We start from the raw sequence: 15,652 nt of genomic DNA on the forward strand, positions 1-15,652 counted from the left end.
CAGACGATGGCGCCGCGAGCTCGTGCCCGGCCCGGCCGGAGAGGTGTCTCGGTGGGCGTGGACGCGCTGGACGCCCGCTGGGCCTCGCAGCCCACGTGCCCCAGGGTGAGGCGCCGCCCCTTCTGTGGGGCATGCCCCCCGTCAGCACCGAGTCCGCCGTCCTCATACTGGCCGTGAGCCAGCTCCTGGTTCCGCTCCTCAATGGCCTGCTCTCGCGCCGGCAGCAGCGGCAGGAGGCCGCCGTGGATCAGGTGCCCCTGCTGGTGCAGTCGCTAGGCCGTGTCTGATGGATGCAGGTGGCGCAGGTAGGAGAAGATGAGCGCCACCTGCACCAGGGCCAGGTAGTTGAGCGCGAGTTTGTCGTAGCGGGCCCCGATGGCGCGCTTGTCCTTCAAATGGCCGATGGCCCGCTCGATGACGTTGCGCTGCCTGTAGAGGGCCGGGTCGAAGTGAGTGCGGCATCGCGCGTTGAAGCGGGTCTGGTCCGCGCGACGCGGAAGCATGGCGCGCACGTGGTGCTTTCGCGCCCAGGTGCGCACGGCCTCGAAGCTGTAGCCCTTGTCCGCCACCAACGTGCCCGGCCGCTGGCGCGCGCGTCCTCGTGGGCCTTGGACACGGACCGCGTCCAGGGCGGGGACGACTCCCGTCAAGTCACTGGCCTGCCCCGCCGTCAGGGCGATGGAGAGCACGTGGCGGTGACTCTCACAGGTGAGGTGGAGCTTGGTGGAAAAGCCCCCGCGCGAGCGCCCCAGGGCGTGGTCTTCGGGCTCGTGCGGGCCCCCCTTTTGCCGCCTCCGGCGGCTGCGCGGGTGGCGCGCACCACGGTGGAATCGACGAAGAGAACGCTCATGTCCAACTCGTCCTGGGCTCGCAGTTGCGCTTGGAGCGTGTGCATCAACCGCAGCCAGGTGCCGTCCTTGCGCCAGCGCACGAAGCGGTCATAGACGGTCTGCCAGGGGCCATAGCGCGAGGGCAGGTCGCGCCAGGGGGCGCCCGTGTGCAAGCGCCAGAGAATCCCATTGAGCACGCTGCGGTGGTCGCTCCAGGCCCCGCCTCGCCCCTGATGCGGCAGCAGAGGAGCCAAGGCCCTCCACTGCCGCTCGTTCAGCTCGTAGCGCATCATCCCGGCTTGCCTCCTTCTGGGAGACAACACCTGGAGACGCCCTATTCATCAGACACAGCCTACCGGCACGCGGCACCTGGTGTTAGCGAGCGCCGAGCAGGGCAGGCGCCCCAACCTCCGCGCCGGGCGCTGCCGGTGCGGCACTCAGGTGGCCCCGAGCGAGGGCCCGCTCGTGCTGAAGGAGATGACTCGCGGGACCACCTTCAGGAAGAAGTGGTTGGTGCTGTGCCCGCGGTGCGCGTGAGCGCCAGTCAGTCCAAGTCCTCCAACTCCAGCTCCGCTAGCTCACGGTAGAGAGGCACCACCTCCACGGCGAGCAGGTCCTCCAGCAGCTTCCGGGCCCCGGCTCTATCGCCCGCCTTCGCAAGGTCTCCAGCCAGCATCCGCGTGCGCGCCAGTCGCATCGAGCCCTCGCGGATCCGCGAGCGAGCCTCGCGCAGAAGCGCGGTCGCAGCAGCCGCGTCCTGGACGGCGGCCTGTGCATCCGGCTCAGGGATGGCCACCTCGCGCGCAGTACGCAGCAGCAACTCACGCACGTCCGCGGTGAGCGCGAGTGCTTCGCCGGCCTCGACGCGCGCGGCGAGCGCACGCACCTCGTCCCAGTTGATGTCCTGCCTCATGCCGCTACCGCCCCTTCCGTTGCCGGAATCATCTGTCGTGTGGCCATTCCCCTTGCTGGCCCTCACAGAGGCGGAAGCAGTCGTAGCAGGAGCCTATCCAGTCCTGCTCCTGGCACTTCGCGTACTCGTTCATACAGTAGCGCTTCCACTCCGGCAGGTCCTCCCGGGCCAGCTCCTTGGCGACCCTGGCGCCAAAGAGGATTTCCTATGCCTCGAAGTCGGTGGCCCCGCAACGAGCGGGGTTGCCCGGGTGCGTCTTCACGCAGCAGCTCACCGTGGAGTCCTGGGGGCCACACTGCGCCTGGGCCAGGTACACCGCAGTGGCGCTGGGCTCGGCGGCGCTCGCCCGGGCATGGGCACCGCCACCGCAGCTCGCCCCCACCAGCGCGAGTGCCGCCACGACCATGGTCACGAATCGAGTGCCCTGATTGTGCATGTATGGCGGTCTATGTCTGTTTTGGTTGAAGTTCAATCCCTCTCAAGAGGGCGCGGGGACCGCGCACGGAGGCCGCCCCCGAGGCGCGGTGCACCTGCGCGATGAGCGCGGGCAACTTGTCGCCCGGCTTCGGCTGCGGATCCAGCACGTCCCCTTGCTTCGGCGCGAAGTCTAGCGAGTGGAAGCTGATGAAGATGGGCAGCGGGGCCGTGGCCTCTACGCTGGTCACCTCAGCTGTCGCCTCCGTGCCCTTGAGGCGCACGGTGTCCCCCTGGTGGACCTCGCGCAGGCCGCGCTCCACCGCCAGCGTGGTGCCTGCGGGCGCCCGGCGCCGCTCCGGCGGCGTCTTCGTCTCACTGTGGGTGGGCACGACGCGGACATCGCACGCGCGGGTACGAGTGTCGAGGGTGTCGGTTCTACCGGCATCCCAGGCTGCTGGCTTTCGTCGCGCCTGCGCCCAGAGGATGTGTTCGCGGAAGCGAAAGGCCAGGAGCAGTAGAGGCCCCGCTCCTGGCTCTTCGAGGCCATCCCGAGCCGGCAAACCCGGGTGCAACCAGCCATCCTGCAAACTACCTCCGACAGCAACGCCAAGCGAGGGCCTCCCGGGCGGGGAGGGGACCTCAGTGGACGCGCGCCGGCGTCTCTTCGCGCGCCGCCGGGTGTGCTCGTGACACGGCGGCCCGGGCCTTGGGCGCGTGGGCCACGCCCTCCTCGCGGTAGCGCCGCACCAGCGTTTCCAGGTGCCCGCGGTCCAGGGAGGTGTGGAGGGCCTGCGCGGCCTTTTGAAGCAGGGCCCGCTCGGGGTCGGTCACGGAGAGGTCCGCGGCGGCGAGCGCGTTCAGGGACTCCTGGAGGACTTCACGCGCGCTGGCCGGTGCCGAGCGCAGGCGTTGGAGCCAATCGGACTCGTCGTCCACGAAGCGCACCCGCGTCTCCCTTCGCCGCGCCGGGGTGAGCCGGGAGAGTTCGTGGGTGAGCACGGCGGACTCCTCCTCGCGGAGGCGGCCGTCGGAGATGAAGAGGAACCACGCGCTCTCCAGCAGCAGGCTCTCGTTGCGCGGCGCCACCTTGCGCAGCGCCGCGTTGGCCTCCTCCAGCGCGTGGCGCAGCCGCACGTAGCGGAGCATGGAGTCGCCCAGCCGCCGGGTGCGCCGCCAGTTGTCCACGGAGGACGTCACCACGTTCAGGAAGGGCACGATGTTGCGCGCCACGCTGTCACCCAGCAGCTTCGCGCCCAGGTCCTCGCCCAGGTCGGTCGCCTTCGCTTGCGTCAGGTGCTCCACGCGCTCCAGGCCGAGCGGGTCCTCTTCCTCGTCGTGCTCCCCACCATGGAAGAGGGAATAGAGTCGCGAGAAATCCGCGGGGTCCTCCGGGTCGAAGCGGATGTGGAAGGCGCTGGCCAGGTCGCACGCCAGCCGCAGGTGGATGAGGGCCCGCACCATCATCTCCGCCGTGACGACCAGCCCCGAGGCGGGAAGGGCCACCATCAACCCGGCGACGCCCGCGTCCGCCGAGGCCGCGGTGATGCCGGTGGTGACCGAGCCACTCCCCGCGCCGGTGAGGAAGGCCGCCTCGCAGGCCTGCCGGATGAGGCTTTCGGTGGTGTCAGCGCCCGTCCCCTTCGCCGCGGCGACCGCGTGCAGCCGGTGCGTGTCGTAGTGCCGCAGGTAGATGGACAGCAACTGGGTGAACCAGCGCCCCGTGCGCAGGTCCCTGGGGGACAGCTCCTGCAGCAGCGTCCTCGTCAGCTGCCAGGAACGCACAAGGACCGCCGCGCCTTCCTCACGCTCCCCTGGGACGACTTCCAGTGTCTCCGTCATGGTTCCTCCTCGCGGACTCGCAGCCGCAGTTGAAGGATGTGGAGACCTGGCTGACCCGACACCCGGCCCCCTGAAGTCCCCCAGACCCGCGCGAGCGACCGCCGCATGGATGGGGAAGCAGCACGTCCGTCAGGTGGATCGCTTCCAGGCCCGGACGGTAGGCTGCCGCCCCACTCGAAAGGGGTTGCCGTCTTTCATTCCAATCCCTTGGGGGAGAACCATCGTGTCGTTGCTTCGACGTGCCCTGTGGCTCGCGGTGTCTGGAGTTGTCATCAATGGATGTGGTGGAGAGGTCCAGGCGCCCATGCGGGAGCCGGACCTCTCCGTGAAGTCGGATGCGCTCTATTCCGAGAATGGAGTCCAGCTCTGGTCGCTCACGGACCCGGTCATCCCGGTCTGCTGGCTGACCCCCGGCTACGACGTGGACAAGCAGCTCATGATGGAGTCCCTCGCGCGCACCTGGGAGTTCGAATCCCAGGTCCGATTCATCTGGACCGAGGAGTGCCCCACCACGGGCACCACGAAATACGTCCGCCTCGAGTTGATACCGAGCGCGCCCCCGGATAGCGGAGGAGGCATCGTGGGCGTGGGGATGGCGAATACCTTGCTCCTGCCATCGCAAGGCAGATCGGGCTTCATCGACCTGCCCGGGACCAACTTCTCGGGCCGGCTCAGCCGCCTGCAATATCTCGCCTCCCACGAACTCGGGCACGTCATGGGCTTCAACCACGAGCAGCACCGCGACGACGCCCAGGCCCCGTGCAGCGCGAATGTGAACCTCGGTCCGGCGTACACCCGCTACGACCGCAACTCGCTCATGCAGTCCATGAACGCCTGCAACAGCAATATGTCCGAGACCCTGAGCGCGTTCGACAAGGTGGGCGTGGCCAGCGTCTATGGCCCGAGGCGCTGGACCGACCAGTTCTGGACCCTGGGTGATGCTCCCGGGGAGGTCCTGCGCCAGTTGGCGGACGTGGATGGGGTCGCAGGCGACGAACTCATCTACTTCCACAGCAACGGCGTGCGCGTGGCCTCGGCGAACGCCTCGCAGCGGACCTTCCAACTGGCCCAGGTCTGGCTGGCGGACTTCGGGACCAGCGCGGGCTGGAGCGGCACCCTGCACCCCCGCTCCGTCGGCGACGTCAACGCAGACGGCCGGGCCGACATCGTCGGCTTCGGCGAGAACGGCGTCTCGCTCTCCTATTCCACGGGCTACAGCTTCACGCCGGGCGCCTTCAGCTTCGTCGGCTTCCACCACGCCAGTCCGGACTGGCCGAGCGCCCTGGCCGCGCCGCGCATGCTCGCGGACGTCAACGGCGACGGCACCGACGACATCATCGGCTTCAACGGCAGCGGCACCGTGGTCTCGCTGTCGCAGTGCACGGGAGCCCTGTGCGCCGCGAGCACGCAGTTCGCGGCCCCCGTAGTGGCCCTGGCCGCCTTCGGCAGCTCCGCCGTGCAGGGCGGCTGGGACGGAGTGCGCCACCCCCGCCGGGTCGCCGACGTGAATGGCGACGGCAAGGCGGACATCGTGGGCTTCTCGGAGTGGGGCGTCATCGTGGCGCTGTCCACCTCCACCGCGACCACCGCCTCCTTCGCGCCGCCGGCCCTCTGGGTCGCCGACTACGGAGCGGATCCCAGCGTGGGAGGCTGGGCCACGGCGGATTACCCGCGGTACCTGGGCGACCTCAACGCGGATGGCCGCGCGGACATCATCGGGTTCGGCCATGACTACGTCTGGGTCTCGTTCTCCACCGGCACGACGTTCCTCCCGGCGCAGCGGGTCCTGAAGAATTTCACGGTCGCCAGCGGAAGCTGGCAGGCCGCCTTCCCACGCTTCATCGGTGACGTGGACCACGATGGGAAGGTCGACCTGGTGGGAAGCCGCCCGCTGGGCACCCAGGTATTCCTGGGCAAGACGTTCGACGCGAACGCCCTCGCGCCGTAGCCCCCTCGGAGTCACCGGAGCGGCGCCGTCCTCGCGAGGCCGCCGCTCCGCGCCAGCCCGCTCGCTTGACCGCCCGCGCGGAGGACGGAGAACATCCGGAACCACGAGGGACGCGGATGCTCTTCTATTACGAATGTCAGCATTGCAAGCGGGTCAGTGATCTCTTCAACGCAGGGGAGGCGCTGCCGCAGCCGCCCCCCTGCAGCGAGTGCGCGAAGAAGTTCGGCCCGACGCCCTCCGTCCAGAAGTCCATCAACGCCTACCTCTTCAACTGCCGACGGTGCGCGTACACCTCCGGGCTGTGCTCCGCGGACGACTACCCGACGCTCAAGGGCGCGCGTCCCCTGTGCCCCAAGTGCGGCCAGGCCGACGAGGTGTTCCTCCTCAAGCCGCACGTCGCGAAGAAGCCGACGCGCCTGCTCAAGCGCAAGGCGCCGGGGCAGTTGGACCCGACCCAGGTGAACGACCTGGACCTCTACGGCACGGAGGACGTGGACACCTCGATGCTGGAGGCGTTCGAGCAGCACACGAAGAAGAAGCGCAAGCTGGAGCTGGGGCCGGAGGACGCGACGGTCTACGAGCAGCCGTTCGAGGTCGAGGACACCTCCGACAGCGCGCGGCTCGCGACGAGCGAGGCGGTGTACCAGTCCCGCAAGCGCTTCCGGCGGAAGTTCGACGCGAAGTACGGCGCGCTCAACGACACGTCCAACCCGCTGAAGACGGAGCTTCACACCGGCAAGGTGGTGTCGTTCTCCACGTACAAGAAGAAGCTGAATGACTCGGAGACGATTGGCACGAAGTCCTACCCCCGCGGGGGCAGCTCCATGCCCACCGTCGTCAACGCGGCGAAGCTCATCGAGCGCGACGTCACCTGGGACTACCGGGAGCTGGGGCCCAATTCGTTCCTGCGCAGGCTCAGCTCGCTTCTGTTCGTCATTGAGTTCAACGGCGGAGGCGACACCAACGTCCCGGTCGAGGTCCAGGCCATGTGGGCCGCGGGCTCCCTCTTCCTGGCGTCCAACAACATCACGTACTCCGATGCACTGCTGAAAGAGCTCCAGACGCAGACGTCGCTCAAGACGTTCCTCGCGGACATCAAGCTGCCCAAGTCATCGTCCGGCACCTACGCGACGAAGATGCGGAAGATTGGCAAGCTGCACGCCGACAAGCTCCCCCAGTACCAGCGGGAGTTCAACAGCGGCGTCTATCCGTCCTACTTCCAGTACAAGTGGCCGTACGTATTCAACGCCCTCACGCAGTCCCTGTCGTTCGGCTCCGCGAACACGCTGGGGCTGACGGTGGCCAACCACGCGAATGGCTTCGAGCACTGGACGCTGGAGGGCGCTCCCGTCCAGGCTGGCAAGGTCTACGTGGTGCTCCCCAAGAAGTTCGGGAAGGGCACGGGGGACACCCACTTCACCAAGAAGGACATCCACGCCGAGGAGCTCTTCTACCCGGTGCTCACGGCGCTGGATGGGGCGGGGAGCCTGACTTCGTTGCAGCCCGCGTTCATCGGCGGGGTCAAGACCCCCTGCCGGACCTGCGCCATGGTGTTGGAGACGGCGGCGAACACGCTGGGTGACAAGCTCATCCTGCCCACGAATGCGTTCGGGCATTACTGGTCGGGGTCGGGGATGCACGTCCCCAACAAGACCTTCAACCCGAACGACGAATCGATCATGTTCGGCAGCAAGGCCAAGATCCAGAGCGGCTCCCACGCCATCTACGCCACGGAGATGCCCAGGTCCCCCGAGCACAAGTGATGAAGTGGAAGCGCCTGGCAATCCGATAGGGGTTGCCAGGCTTCTTCCTTGGGCGCTCAGCGCCTCAGGGGCACTTGCTCACCATCAGCTCGCCGCCGTTGTTGCTGGCATTGATGCGGAAGCTGAACACGTAGTCGCCGGCCTCTGGAATCGCGAGTGAGGACTCCTTGCCGGGGCCCGCGGCGAGCGCCATGGGCTGCTCGGAGGCAATCACCACCGGGTTCCCACCCAACACCGCGAGCTCCGTGGACCAGTCCGCGCTGGCGAACTTGAAGGTATACGCGGTGACGTCCGGCTCGTTGACCACCACCTGGTAGATGTTGTCGCCCTTGTAGGCGAACCGGCGGTTGGCGGGCGTCGCGCCGAAGTTGTCTCCGCCGACATAGCTGCCCCGGATGAAGAGCTCCTTGCCGAGCGGCCCAAGCCCATCCACCGTCGGGGCGTCGCAACGCGCCAACGGCCCCTGTCCAGAGAGTCCACCGCCCGGGCCTGTCTGCGGGCCTTCCGCCGTCGGCGAAGCGATGACGAAGAACCGGCCCTCGAACGGCCTCAGAGCGATGTCATGGTGCCCATCCACGAGGGCCACGTCCTCGCCTCCCATCAGCCCGACGAGCGCTCCCGCACTGCCAATGGCCGTCCCAGCAACAGTGATGACGGCGGGCGTTGCCTTCACGTTCAACACATACAGGACGTGGTCGCTGCCCGTGTCCTTGCGGTCGATGTAGACGGTGTCGTCCGAGTAGATATGCGTCCGGCTGCCGTTCGCCAGCGCCGGATGCGCATCGCGCAGCGCCCACAGTGACGAAACATACAGCTTCAGGTCCGCCTGCGCGGGCGTGAGCACCGTGGCGGGTGCTCCCACCGTGGTCGGAATCCCATCCACGATGGCGGAGGTCCGGGAGACATGGTCGTCGCAGAGTCCCCGGACGGCACAGGTTGCGTTGTCCTCCTTGGCCGCGAAGCCCGGCAGCTCCTGGCCGACCTCGTCACCGTAGTAGAGGGTGATGGGGCCGCTGTACCCGGCCATGAAGCTGAAGGCGGCCTTGTGCCGCGCCCACCAGGAATTGTCCTCGGGCTGCGCCAGGCCTCCTCGCTGGAGGAGGTCGCCGAAGCGGACCAGGTCGTGGTTGGTCAGCATCAGGTTCGGCATGGCGTGGGCCGGATAGGCCAACTGGTTCTGATACCCCGCCTGGAGGTTGTTCGCTCCACGGTTCCCCGTGCCGGACTCCTCGACGGCCAGCGTCTGCACCAGGCTGTAGCGCACCGGAAAGTCGAATGCGGACAGCAGCGCGGGGCTCGCGGCGGGGCCATAGCCGTTGCTGGCGATGTCCGCCGGCCCGCTCCAGATCTCCGCCACCATGTACCCCAGCGGATGGACGGACTGGCCCGCCGCGTTCGTGTAGCTCACGTCCGCCGCGGCCTGGGCGACGGCGGTCCGCAGGTCGTCCCAGTACTGCACCGGGACCTGTGCGGCCTGATCCAAACGCCAGCCGTCGACCTTGTAGGTGGTCACCCAGTGCGCGGCGACCTCCTTGAAGAACTCGAGGTCGTCCGGATAGACCGCCGAGCGTCCCGTGCCTCCCTGCTGCCCCGTGGTGGAGAGCTTGCGGCCCTGCGGCGAGGGGTAATCACTGGCGTTGACCTTGTAGTGACCGAACACACCGTCCAGGAAGACATACATTCCCCGGGCATGCGCGCCGTCGACCAGCTCCTGGAGTCTGGCGTTGGTGCCGAACTTCGGGTCGACGTTGAAGTAGTCCGACGCGAAATATCCCGTGGCATCCAGGCGGCTGGCCCAGTCGTCCTGGCCGTTCACGGGAACGCTCGCGAAGACGGGTGTCAGCCAGAGTGCGTTGACGCCAGTGGACTTGATGGCGTCGAGGCTGTTGATGATGCCCAGCAAGTCCCCCTTGTGATGGCTGGTTCCGTAACCGGTGTTGTAATCCGCGGTGCTGTCGGCATCGACGAAGGCCTCGACCATGACCTGGTACAGGCGAAGGCCGCACGCGGGTTCGCCGTTGCCCTTGAAGCAGGCCAGGCGGCTGTCGGCCCGGGCCGCGGCGGTGTCGACGGTGGCGGTGTACGGAGTGCCCGCATCCACTCCCGCGTCCACCCCGCCATCCTCCACGCCAGCGTCCTCACCCGCATCCACCGGAGGCGGAGGCTGGGTCCCACCATCGCTTCCACTGTTCCCGTCATGGCAGGCGGCCAGGACACCCGCCATGGCCAGCGTGAGAAGGGACTTCCGCCAATGCATGAGCTGCGCTCCTCTGGGGACGACGCCCCATGAAAATCCGGAGCGCAGCATAACGGCGGCATGTCGAGGCCCATCCTCCAAGCGCATCGCGAGGTTCAAGCCGTGACACGGACGCCCTGTCGCAGGGACTTCAGAATGGATATCAGCGCATACGCATTCGGGATGCGACCGAGTTCCATCCACCCTCCACCGCTCACCTGCACGCGCACCTGCCCGTCGATGGCGCGCGCCTGCAACACGTCCGAGATTGCGACCTACCGACTGTTCGCGATGAGTCCCTCGGTGGAAAGACTCACCGTGTTGCCCACGGAGATTCGCTCCCCCTGGCGAAGCTGCTCCATCCAACGCTCCGTGAGCACCGGATCCACTTCGTCGAGTACCGCCTTCACGAGCTGGTAGAAGCCAGTGAGCGAGCCCGCTCTCCGTTCTTCGCCAGCCGGGACCAGATGGCCTGGGACAGTGACCCGCCAGCATGAGGGTTGTGCGTCAGGTGCACTTCGTATCGCACCACCTGCTGCCACGTCAGACGCACCGCGCCCTGCCGCTGATGGTGAACGAGCCCCTCCGAATACAACTCCACCCGCTGCTGCCGCAGAAACCACAGGAGGGCGAAGAACGCGCCCCACACGACGACGACAATCAGCCACGCGATGATGATCTCGAAACGGCTGTAGGCAGGCCGCTTCGCCATCACGGCATTGTGCAGCGACAGGAAGAGGAAGACAGCGAAAATAACCACCGCGATCCAAGGCGAGATGCAGTGGACCCGCAGGGGCTGGCGTCCAGGTGTCATGAATCCGCGAAATCTAGCAGCGGCATGAACAGACGAAAATTGCTCGGGCCTGTTCACGGCGCGCCGACCTGAGTTGGCGGCAGGCACGACGCCCGGTCACGACCCTTCCTCTGGGCATCAATGCCATCCACCCCGGCGACCATGTCGTTCTTGGTCACATGCCGTCCCGAACCTGAGTTTCGCTCGCAGCCTTCGATTGTGCTTCGGACCTTGTTCACTCGCGATCGGGAACGAAGTTCGGTGCTTGGTCCTCGTGGAACACCCTTTCCAAGTGGATCAGGGCACCTGTCCCATCAAGTGTGGCGACGAGTTCCAGCGGCCCGCTGCCTTGCTTGAACTCTTCCCCGAATTGCTCCTTCAAGGTCCAGACGGCCTCGTTCACCAGGTTGGTGCCCTCGGATAGATTGCGCTCCGCCCGATTCAGCAAGCCGCGCAGCACTTGCTGGTGCTTTGCATCAGTGGAGTCCCAGGACCATGCCCCTTGCAGCTCAGGCACGCGGCGGTTGAGCATCTGGAGGAAGTTCTGCTGCCGTTCGACTTGCCGCTGGAAGTCCGATCCAAGGCCGTCAAGGCGAAGCCGTGCGACTTCTTTCGCGAGCGGGAGCGCGGAACGCACTTGGATTGCTGCGCCCCGCACAAACGCGGCGAGGTGGAGCTCCTTGGCGCGGCGCTCGAACATCAGCGCATGGTCCTGAGCCGCCGCCGAATGGTTCTTGAGGCCCCTCCCGGTAAGGTTCATCTTCTGGGCTTCGACAAAGCGCTGGTCGAGGGCCGGCTCCAAGGCCGCCATGGTCTGCTGCGCCTCGCGCTCGATAGCCTCAAGCTGATTGGCGAAGGCGATGATGTCAGCCTCGGAGAGGTCACTTCGATGAACGGCCTCCGCCAGTTGTTTGAGGTAGGTAAGGCTTCCCTGAAGACCGCCGAGCCGTTCTTGCTCAAGCCACTCTTTCAGGTCCGCGATGCCGCTCTCAATGGAGGCAAGCCGCTTGTTGATGTCCGCGAGAAATTTCTGCGCGGTGATGATGGCGAGTCCCTGCCATAGCGCCAGGGTCACTGCGCCGGCTTTCGACACAGCCTCAAGACTTGCCTGTGAGACGACCCGCCCCTTTTCATTGATGACATTGGCTCGGATGCCACCCAGCTTCGAGGGCATCATCTTCAAAGAGCCATCGGCCAGTCCCTTGGATGCCTCGGCGGTAAATCGGAGCGTGTAGCGATTCGTGAGCATCTGCCCCGCCGATGAGGCCAGTGCAGGCGCCCCTTGAAGGAGCCCCTCCACGCCATCACGCAGCGCCCGGTTGATGACCATTTCTTCACGCCGCGTGCCTTCCAGGTGGGCGAGACGGGTCACCGTGCCGAGCTTCATCGACCCGATTGACCACTCGATGGCTGTCCCCGGCGCGTTGTCCCCAGATGCCGCTTCTGGCGCGGCTACGAGTTGGGGCGGGACATCCAAACGCGTCGCCAGGACTCCTCTGACCGCCTCTCTGGCCCCCGCATTCGGGCTTACAGAAAGCCTTGCGCCTTCTGCCCGACGGAATCTCCTCGCCATGGTCCACGCGACGAAGCCTGTGACGCCCACTCCCACAAGCAGCCCGACAAACAAGTACATCCAGGTTTGCACCAGCCCCCCTTGGCAGCGTTCCTGCCTTCTTACCAGGAAGGGCCGAAGGCACGCGCCCCGTCGAGGTGCAATTCCAGCGCACCGGTGGGATGGATGCGATGTGGAAATCAAGGGCCGCTGACGGGAGGCCGCCCGGGCCGTGAGCCCTCTCGCCACCAGCCAGGCTTGCTCAGAGTGTCTTCTTCACTGGGGCCTCACGGAGCCTCCGCGCGAAGAAGGACAGGATTTCATCCCGTGCCGCGAGGGTCGGCTCTCCGGCCGCGTCGATGAGGTGCGCGGTCACGACGCTGTGCGCGCCGCCAACGATCCGCTCGAAGAAGGGTGGGGGACTGGGGTTCGCGGACGACGACGGCAGCACCCGGGGCTGGAAGCGAGGCCCCAGCGCTTCGGCGTACGCGGCGAAGCGCTGCGCCGTGCAGAAGCGATCGCCGTCGAAGCGGTAGGCGAGCACCGTCAGGTCCTCACGCTCGAGCCGCTCCTTCACGGCCGCGGCCTCCTCGGGGGCGATTTGAATCGCTCCTGGAGCGTCGAGCGGCAGCGAGGGCTGGCACAGGACGGGCGCCAGCACCGCGGGCTCGAGCATCATGCTGAGCGCGAAGTTGCCGGTGAAGCACATGCCGATGGCGCCGACGCCGGGTCCTCCACATTCCTGGTGCGCGAGGCTCGCGAGCGCACGCAGCCACTGCGTCACGGGGCTTGACGCATTCGCCGCGAACGCGCGGAACTCCGCGCTCACGCAGGCCCGTTTCATCACGGCGAGCCCCGCCTCCGCCCGCGGATAGGCCCCATCCCTCCCGAACAACGACGGCATGTAGACCGTGAAGCCGGCGTCCCGGACCCAGCGTGCGAAGCGCGCGACGTGAGGGCTGATGCCGGGCATCTCGGCCATGACGATGACCGCGGGACCTCTTCCGGCGACGTAGACGGCGCGCGGGGTCGACTGGAGCGTGATGGTGCGTCGCTCGAAGTCATCCAGGGGATCGTCGGCGGTGGGCTCGGGTGCGGGAGGAGTCATGCCCGGACGATGCGGGAAATCCTCCCTGGCGAGCCAGTGGCGGCATTGACAGCTTTCGGTCTACTCTTGCCAGGTATGATCTGGCATGTCGTGCTGGATGGCGTGGCCGAGGGCCCGCTGGGTGTCGGCCTCGATGTGATCAACACGGCCGCGCGCCTGCTGGAATCAGGCCTCGTCCCGGGCGCTCCCCGCGCGAACCCGCTGCGTCAACGCGTGGTGTCGCTGGACGGCCGCCCGGTCCGCTCCGGCACGGGGCGCCCTGTCTGCGTGGATGGCGCGCTCAGCCTGCGAAGCGTGAAGGCGGGAGATGTGCTGCTGGTGCCCGGACTCTCCGCGGCCAGCGAGCGCGCCGTCGAACAGTTGCTCTCCCGCTCCGACACCGCGCGCGGCATGGAGCTGCTCGCGCGAGCGGCGGCGAAGGGGGCCAGGGTCGCGGCATCGTGCTCGGCGACCTTCGTCCTGGCGGCGGCGGGGCTCCTCGACGGACTCAACGCGACGACGACCTGGTGGCTGGTGCCCTCGTTCGTGCGCCGCTTCCCCCAGGTCACCGTCCGCGCGGACCGGATGGTCATCGAGAGTGACGGCGTCCTCACCGCGGGTTCAGCCTTCGCGCACGCTGACTTGATGCTGGCCATCGTCGCGCGCGTCGCGAGCCCGTCACTGGCGCACCTGGTGGCCCGCTACCTCGTGCTGGATGAGCGCGTCTCTCAGTCCCGATACATGGTGATGGAGCACCTGCGCGTCTCGGACCCGGCGCTGCGCTCGGTCGAACGGTTCATCGCCGCGAACCTCGGCCGGCAGTTGTCGTTAGCGGAACTCGCCCGCGCCGCCGCCACGTCCCCGCGCACGCTCGCGCGGCGGGTCCAGGCGGGCCTGGGCATGACGCCGCTCGAGTTCGTGCAGCGGGTCCGCGTGGCGCATGCCTCCCACCTGTTGGAGACGACCCGGGACTCGGTCGATGACGTCGCGGCGCGGGTGGGCTACGCCGACGCGGCTGCCTTTCGGCGCGTCTACCGGCGATACGCCGGCGAGAGCCCCCGCGGCAGACGGCCAGGGCCCAGGCCTTCACGGGCTACCCGTAGGGCGTCTCTTGATGGCGCTTGAACGGGTACGCCAGCTGTCCCAGGTAGGTCTCCGGCGGCTGGAACTTCGTGGTCCCGTACTTCGAGGGCCAGTGGGCCGGCATGTGCGCGGTGCCGAAGATGACGTCGATGAAGGACAGGAAGACGGCGAAGTTCTTGTCGATGCCTTCGTCATCCGACGTGTGGTGCCAGTGGTGGAACTCCGGCGTGGCGAAGATCCAGCGCAGGTAGGGCCAGCGGTGGTTGACGTTGGCGTGGATGTACACCGCGTGGAACGACACGAAGACGAGGTAGCCGTAGATGGCGGACGGGTGGAAGCCCAGGAGGAACACCGGCACGAAGCCCGCGAAGCGGTTGACCAGGGTGTCCACCAGGTGGCTGCGCGAGCTGGCCAGCCAGTCCATCTGCAGCGGCGAGTGGTGGATGGCGTGGAAGTTCCACATCCACCCGAAGGTGTGGAAGGCCCGGTGCACCCAGTAGCTCACCAGGTCGATGACGAGCAGGATTTCGAAGAACTGCAACCAGATGGGCTGCGCGGCCACGTGCGCCTGGAAGTCGAGCTTCACGGCCCAGGACAGGAACACCTGCACGGGGATGAGCACCGCGAAGGAGATGAGCTGCACGCCCACGTGGCTGACGAAGAAGTGCTTGAGGTCCGTCTGCCAGCCGGTGCGGAAGATCTTCTGCTCGTGCAGCCCCCACAGCCGCTCCATGGGAATGAACACGAGCCCGAGCACCAGCAGGTCCAACGCGAAGAAGTCCAGGCCCGCGCTCATCGCGCGTGGCGTGTGCGTCAGGGGCTCCGCCTCGCTGCCCCCCAGAAGCAGCGCCACCATCGCCAGCACCATGGCGATGCCGCCGTGCGCCTTGGAGCGCAGGGTCATCACGCTGAAGGTGCCCAGCAGGAAGGTGGCGACGATGGACACCTGGAGGATGCCCCGGAAGACCTCCAGATGCTCCACGTAGAAGGCCCGGCCATCGTTTGACACGAGCACGTGGGGGAACAGGAAGCAGAACTCCGCGACCACGCAGAGCACGCCCAACAGCCCGCCGGTGACACCGGCGCGCTTGCCCAGGTCGATGCGCCGGGCGGGAGCAAGAAGCATTTCCAAGGAGGACCGTCCAGAAGGAGTGCGGCGGGGCGTAAGCCTACACCACCCTGGCGAAAGAG

General features: G+C 67.2%; 16 protein-coding genes. 4 read left to right on the plus strand and 12 right to left on the minus strand.

The genetic code is table 11. The features are described from left to right. Positions 1-131: 131 nt before the first annotated feature. On the plus strand, positions 132-287 hold the full coding sequence (locus JYJ93_RS13395) for a hypothetical protein (RefSeq protein WP_206800719.1): 156 nt from the start codon (positions 132-134) through the stop codon (positions 285-287). Here the strand turns inward: JYJ93_RS13395 and JYJ93_RS13400 are convergent. The 6 genes from JYJ93_RS13400 to JYJ93_RS13425 form a co-directional block, all read right to left on the minus strand. Beyond that, positions 273-752: an IS5 family transposase gene (locus tag JYJ93_RS13400; RefSeq protein WP_242544391.1), complete on the minus strand. Its 480-nt coding sequence runs from the start codon at positions 750-752 to the stop codon at positions 273-275. The two genes, JYJ93_RS13395 and JYJ93_RS13400, sit on opposite strands and share 15 nt — an antisense overlap. Next, positions 671-1,123: an IS5 family transposase gene (locus JYJ93_RS13405; RefSeq protein ID WP_206790713.1), complete on the minus strand. Its 453-nt coding sequence runs from the start codon at positions 1,121-1,123 to the stop codon at positions 671-673. Before JYJ93_RS13405 ends, JYJ93_RS13400 begins: the two co-directional genes overlap by 82 nt. Before the next feature lie 251 nt (positions 1,124-1,374). Beyond that, positions 1,375-1,743, minus strand: coding sequence for a DUSAM domain-containing protein (locus JYJ93_RS13410; RefSeq protein ID WP_206790714.1), 369 nt, complete (start codon positions 1,741-1,743; stop codon positions 1,375-1,377). A 205-nt stretch (positions 1,744-1,948) separates the two neighbouring features. Beyond that, entirely contained in the window at positions 1,949-2,149 is a 201-nt protein-coding gene (locus tag JYJ93_RS39985) for a hypothetical protein (RefSeq protein WP_242543788.1), read from the minus strand. Positions 2,150-2,189: 40 nt separating this feature from the next. Further along, positions 2,190-2,549, minus strand: coding sequence for a hypothetical protein (locus JYJ93_RS13420; RefSeq protein WP_206790716.1), 360 nt, complete (start codon positions 2,547-2,549; stop codon positions 2,190-2,192). A 250-nt stretch (positions 2,550-2,799) separates the two neighbouring features. After that, the gene (locus JYJ93_RS13425) at positions 2,800-3,999 is read right to left on the minus strand and encodes a hypothetical protein (RefSeq protein WP_206790717.1); all 1,200 of its coding nucleotides are present in this window, start codon (positions 3,997-3,999) and stop codon (positions 2,800-2,802) included. Positions 4,000-4,222: 223 nt separating this feature from the next. Here JYJ93_RS13425 and JYJ93_RS13430 point away from each other — a divergent pair, with 223 nt between their 5' ends. Both JYJ93_RS13430 and JYJ93_RS13435 read left to right on the plus strand, forming a co-directional pair. Continuing rightward, positions 4,223-5,947 (plus strand): FG-GAP-like repeat-containing protein, encoded by a 1,725-nt coding sequence (locus JYJ93_RS13430; protein ID WP_206790719.1) that lies wholly within the window; start codon positions 4,223-4,225, stop codon positions 5,945-5,947. 116 nt (positions 5,948-6,063) lie between these two features. Then, complete coding sequence (locus tag JYJ93_RS13435; protein WP_206790720.1) at positions 6,064-7,710, plus strand: hypothetical protein; 1,647 nt, start codon at positions 6,064-6,066, stop codon at positions 7,708-7,710. Between the two features lie 64 nt (positions 7,711-7,774). Here JYJ93_RS13435 and JYJ93_RS13440 read toward each other — a convergent pair whose 3' ends face one another. The 5 genes from JYJ93_RS13440 to JYJ93_RS13455 form a co-directional block, all read right to left on the minus strand. After that, positions 7,775-9,967, minus strand: coding sequence for an alpha-amylase family glycosyl hydrolase (locus JYJ93_RS13440; protein ID WP_206790722.1), 2,193 nt, complete (start codon positions 9,965-9,967; stop codon positions 7,775-7,777). Between the two features lie 254 nt (positions 9,968-10,221). After that, complete coding sequence (locus tag JYJ93_RS40575) at positions 10,222-10,356, minus strand: hypothetical protein (protein WP_269012792.1); 135 nt, start codon at positions 10,354-10,356, stop codon at positions 10,222-10,224. After that, entirely contained in the window at positions 10,353-10,760 is a 408-nt protein-coding gene (locus JYJ93_RS13445) for a DUF6585 family protein (RefSeq protein WP_206790724.1), read from the minus strand. The genes JYJ93_RS40575 and JYJ93_RS13445 overlap by 4 nt, the downstream gene beginning before the upstream one ends. Positions 10,761-10,974: 214 nt before the next feature. Next, entirely contained in the window at positions 10,975-12,126 is a 1,152-nt protein-coding gene (locus tag JYJ93_RS13450) for a hypothetical protein (protein WP_206790726.1), read from the minus strand. Between the two features lie 427 nt (positions 12,127-12,553). After that, entirely contained in the window at positions 12,554-13,399 is an 846-nt protein-coding gene (locus JYJ93_RS13455; protein WP_206790728.1) for a dienelactone hydrolase family protein, read from the minus strand. Between the two features lie 75 nt (positions 13,400-13,474). On the opposite strand from JYJ93_RS13455, the gene JYJ93_RS13460 reads away from it, so the two are divergent. Then, positions 13,475-14,503: a helix-turn-helix domain-containing protein gene (locus tag JYJ93_RS13460; protein ID WP_206790730.1), complete on the plus strand. Its 1,029-nt coding sequence runs from the start codon at positions 13,475-13,477 to the stop codon at positions 14,501-14,503. On the opposite strand, the gene JYJ93_RS13465 is transcribed toward JYJ93_RS13460, so the two are convergent. Then, positions 14,472-15,587, minus strand: a complete 1,116-nt coding sequence (locus JYJ93_RS13465) for a sterol desaturase family protein (protein ID WP_242544393.1) — start codon at positions 15,585-15,587, stop codon at positions 14,472-14,474. The genes JYJ93_RS13460 and JYJ93_RS13465 overlap by 32 nt on opposite strands. Between the last annotated feature and the right edge of the window lie 65 nt (positions 15,588-15,652).

Origin of the sequence: Corallococcus sp. NCSPR001 (assembly GCF_017309135.1) — a bacterium.
GTDB lineage: Bacteria > Myxococcota > Myxococcia > Myxococcales > Myxococcaceae > Corallococcus.

Excerpts from the sequence above, each read along its gene's own strand:
- JYJ93_RS13455 (WP_206790728.1), bottom strand. The coding sequence starts at position 13,399 with ATGACTCCTCCCGCACCCGAGCCCACCGCCGACGATCCCCTGGATGAC.
- JYJ93_RS13435 (WP_206790720.1), top strand. The coding sequence starts at position 6,064 with ATGCTCTTCTATTACGAATGTCAGCATTGCAAGCGGGTCAGTGATCTC.
- JYJ93_RS13460 (WP_206790730.1), top strand. The coding sequence starts at position 13,475 with ATGATCTGGCATGTCGTGCTGGATGGCGTGGCCGAGGGCCCGCTGGGT.
- JYJ93_RS13445 (WP_206790724.1), bottom strand. The coding sequence starts at position 10,760 with ATGACACCTGGACGCCAGCCCCTGCGGGTCCACTGCATCTCGCCTTGG.
- JYJ93_RS13395 (WP_206800719.1), top strand. The coding sequence starts at position 132 with ATGCCCCCCGTCAGCACCGAGTCCGCCGTCCTCATACTGGCCGTGAGC.
- JYJ93_RS13410 (WP_206790714.1), bottom strand. The coding sequence starts at position 1,743 with ATGAGGCAGGACATCAACTGGGACGAGGTGCGTGCGCTCGCCGCGCGC.
- JYJ93_RS13465 (WP_242544393.1), bottom strand. The coding sequence starts at position 15,587 with ATGCTTCTTGCTCCCGCCCGGCGCATCGACCTGGGCAAGCGCGCCGGT.
- JYJ93_RS39985 (WP_242543788.1), bottom strand. The coding sequence starts at position 2,149 with ATGGTCGTGGCGGCACTCGCGCTGGTGGGGGCGAGCTGCGGTGGCGGT.
- JYJ93_RS13440 (WP_206790722.1), bottom strand. The coding sequence starts at position 9,967 with ATGCATTGGCGGAAGTCCCTTCTCACGCTGGCCATGGCGGGTGTCCTG.
- JYJ93_RS13450 (WP_206790726.1), bottom strand. The coding sequence starts at position 12,126 with ATGAAGCTCGGCACGGTGACCCGTCTCGCCCACCTGGAAGGCACGCGG.
- JYJ93_RS13425 (WP_206790717.1), bottom strand. The coding sequence starts at position 3,999 with ATGACGGAGACACTGGAAGTCGTCCCAGGGGAGCGTGAGGAAGGCGCG.
- JYJ93_RS13405 (WP_206790713.1), bottom strand. The coding sequence starts at position 1,123 with ATGATGCGCTACGAGCTGAACGAGCGGCAGTGGAGGGCCTTGGCTCCT.